The organism is Micromonospora sp. NPDC048063 (assembly GCF_043202855.1).
GTDB lineage: Bacteria > Actinomycetota > Actinomycetes > Mycobacteriales > Micromonosporaceae > Micromonospora.
Genome location: NZ_JBIDBG010000044.1, coordinates 427 through 3,760 on the forward strand (window position 1 = coordinate 427; position 3,334 = coordinate 3,760).

A 3,334-nucleotide genomic window follows, 5' to 3' on the forward strand; every position below is an offset into this window, starting at 1 on the left:
CCATTGGCTTTCCCGGATTGGGGGACGGAGACCGACGGAGCGGGCGGGTTCCCGGGCTCGCCGGCAGCGCGGACACCGGCGCCTGAATTTCCGACCGATGAGGCAGGGGTGCCACTGGAGCCTGGCTCGGAGTCGCCGCCGTCGGAGTCGGGACCTGAGCCGAAGCGTCCGCGTACCGATGGTGAGCCGGCGGATGGCCTGAATATTTACGCGGATGACCTGTCGAGTTTGCTCGATATGCGGGCACCATTGGCTTTCCCGGATTGGGGGACGGAGACCGACGGAGCGGGCGGGTTCCCGGGCTCGCCGGCAGCGCGGACACCGGCGCCTGAATTTCCGACCAATGAGGCAGGGGTGCCACTGGAGCCTGGCTCGGAGTCGCCGCCGCCGGTGGACGGTGCGCCGGCGGGCTCCGTGGACTTGCCGTCAGGGGTGGATCCGGCGGAATTGATGTTGGGGTTGCGGTCGGAGAACCCCGCGCTGGACGATGCGCCGGGCTCGCCGGCAGGGGTGCCGCCGGCGCATGGCTCGGCGTCGTCGGGGGGCGATGTCGCGTCGGGCTTGGAGCAGGAGGTGGCTAAGGCGATCACCACGTTGTCGGCCGTGGTGTCCAGTGACCAGGCGGAGCGCTTCGAGCGGTGGGCGCTCGAGGTGTTCGACTTCGATCCTCGGCGGTTTGACATGGGGGTGGCCGGGGTCTTTCAGCCGGTGTTGGACGCCTTTGGGAATCCGTTGGCGAAGTTGAAGGTCCGCAGCCTGGATGGACTGCGTGCGTGGGTGATTCGTGAGTTGGCCGACGACCTCGCCCGGGGTGCCGAGTCGAAATTTAGGGAGATTCTTCCGTATCCGGCGGACGTGTCGGAGCAGGAGCAGAAGGCGCTGCACCGGATCTGGTTCCGCAAGGTCGTCGGTGGCGGGGTTCACGAACTCACGCTTGTGCCTTTCCACGTGGCGGCCAAGGAGTTGTCCCGGCCGATGCTGGTCCATCATCCGTTCGGTGCCCCGGACCGCATCGGCCCGCCGCCGGATGACGGTGTCGTCCCGGAACAGGTCCTGTGGTGGAGGGGTGCTTACTTCCTCGTCAAACCTCGTGCCGAAGACGGCATCGCCGACCGGATCGCTGAGGGCTTCCCCCAGAAGATAAATCCCCACACGCGGCGGGAACTGGATGGGAAGTTCGAGAAGACGCGTGGTCTGCTGCAAGCGGCGATCGCCAAGGCGGAGAAGAATCCCGACAGCACCTACTCGCGTATCCTGGAAAACACCTTCCAGCGTGACCTCGCGGTCATCCGTCAACGCTCCTCCTTCCCGTACAGTCAGGTCCAGGAACTCGCCGCACACCTCCGATACTTGCGCAATCTCAAGGACCAGGGCAGCTGGGAAGACCAGCGCCCAACGGACCTCGATTTCCCATTCACCATCCGCGTCCCGGCCACCCCGGTGCGGCATGACCCGGAGATGTCGGGGTTCACTCGTCCGGTGCCCGGGTTGAGCATCTGGCTGGCCGGCCAGGAGATGCGTCTCGATGGGATCGATGGGATCGATGGGCTTGTTCGCCCGGGTGATGAGGTCTATGTCACTATCGGGAAGATTTCGAGAAGGCGGAGTGCCGGTTTTGTCGAAATCCGGTACACCCGGCCCGACGGCACCGAAAGCGCCATCTTCCAAGGGATCGACCGCAGGTTCACTCTCGGCGAGGTGGCAGCTCTGAAGACAATGGCACCCGGCCGGGCGTGGAAAACCGATCACCCATTGTTCGTCGATTCCTACCGCAGCACGACGTCGATATTCTCGGCCAGAAGGAATCTGGGCACACGGCTCGGCGGGGCAGGAGATCCCAGTATCTATCTCCCGGGAGGCATCCTGGCCGGCGGAGGTAAGTTCGACTACCCCACGACGCTGGACCGGATTGTTTTCAGAGCCGGGTTTGGCGTCACTGGTCAACCCCTGATGGTCGTGGAACTGACGGCCGCGATACGCGAGCGCCGGGTACATCCGGATCAAGAGAGTGGGGCCGGACAGGACCTGTACGTGGAAGTGGTCAACCCCGCCCTCACCGCGGACAGCATCGGCGGCATGTCGAGGTCCATAAATGTATATTGGGAGCTGGAGGATCTGTGGGATCTTTCCGGCGCAGTGACTTACCCAGGTGAAATTTTGGCGGATACCAAATTGCCCGCCCCCCTGCGTACTACCATTGGCAAGGGGAGGCACTTGACCCCCGGTGGGGGGGAGGTGCAGGTCACCAAGGGGACGAAGATTACCTACCGGGTAGGGAAGTGGCCGCGGCTGGCCGGATCGGAAAGCGGCGTTTTCGTCGTGGTCAGGGCGCCGTTGGTCGACGGAACCGGACACGCCTACCGGCTCATCGACACGGGCAAGAAGATCGATGAGCTCGATGGGATCATAAAGACTCTCAACAAACGGCAGGAACGGGATAATCGGCGTGTCCCGCTAGCCGGGTCGGCACCTGAGCGGCATCCCATCAGGGCCGGTGGGTCCGGCGGTGTCGCGCCGGACTTGCCGGAGGTGCCCGGCCAGGCGTGGAGACTCCCCCCATCGTTCGTCGGGTCCTACCACATCACGGCGTCGCTAGGCCGCCCCAAATCGAATTTTAGGAAGTTGGACGTAAAATTCGCCGGCCGCCCGGTCTATATCCCACAGGCCGTGGCGGTCGACGGAGATTCGTTCGTCTTTCCTGCGGGCATCGAAGAGGTTCGTCTCGAACTCGGGTATGACAGCACTGGTCGATCCGCCGCGTTCGTGGAACTACCGGCCGAAAATAGTCCTACCGGGGAGACCCTGTACCTGAAGCTGGAGCCCGCCCCCACCGCAGACGACATCGAGTCGCTGCGCAGAAGGGCACTGTGGGTGCCGCAGAATCAGTGGGATCTTTCCGACGCAGAGGATTTCGAGGACGTAATGGGGGTAAAGAACCTATTGCCCCATTCCCTGCTTATTAGTGTTGGTACGGAGGGCGCGCTCGGTGGGGCGAAGGTGAAGGTCACCGCTGGGACGGATGTCACCTTCCGGGTAGGGAAGTGGTCGCGGCAGGTCGGACCGGAATTCGTTACCGGCGTTTTCGTCGTGGTCAAGGCGCCGTTGGTCGGCGGAACCGGACACGCCTACAAGATCATCAATACGAAGAAGACGCTCGATGAGTTCGAGGCGCTCATCAAAGATCTCCAAGACCGGCAGGAGAGGCGCAATATGCGCAGCCTGCGAGCCGAGTGGGTACGTGAGCCGACCAGGCAGCGTCCGAGCGCCGGGGATGGGCCGGGCGCTGGGGGTGGGTCGTCGTTGCCTGGTGGTGCGGCGGCGTTTGAGTGGGGTC

The 3,334-nt window shown here is 64.0% G+C and carries 1 protein-coding gene; it reads left to right on the top strand.

The annotated features are described in order from the left end of the window. Window positions 1–354 precede the first annotated feature (354 nt). On the top strand, window positions 355–3,334 hold a 2,980-nt coding region (locus tag ACGFZ2_RS34295), incomplete at its 3' end, for a hypothetical protein (RefSeq protein ID WP_393461017.1).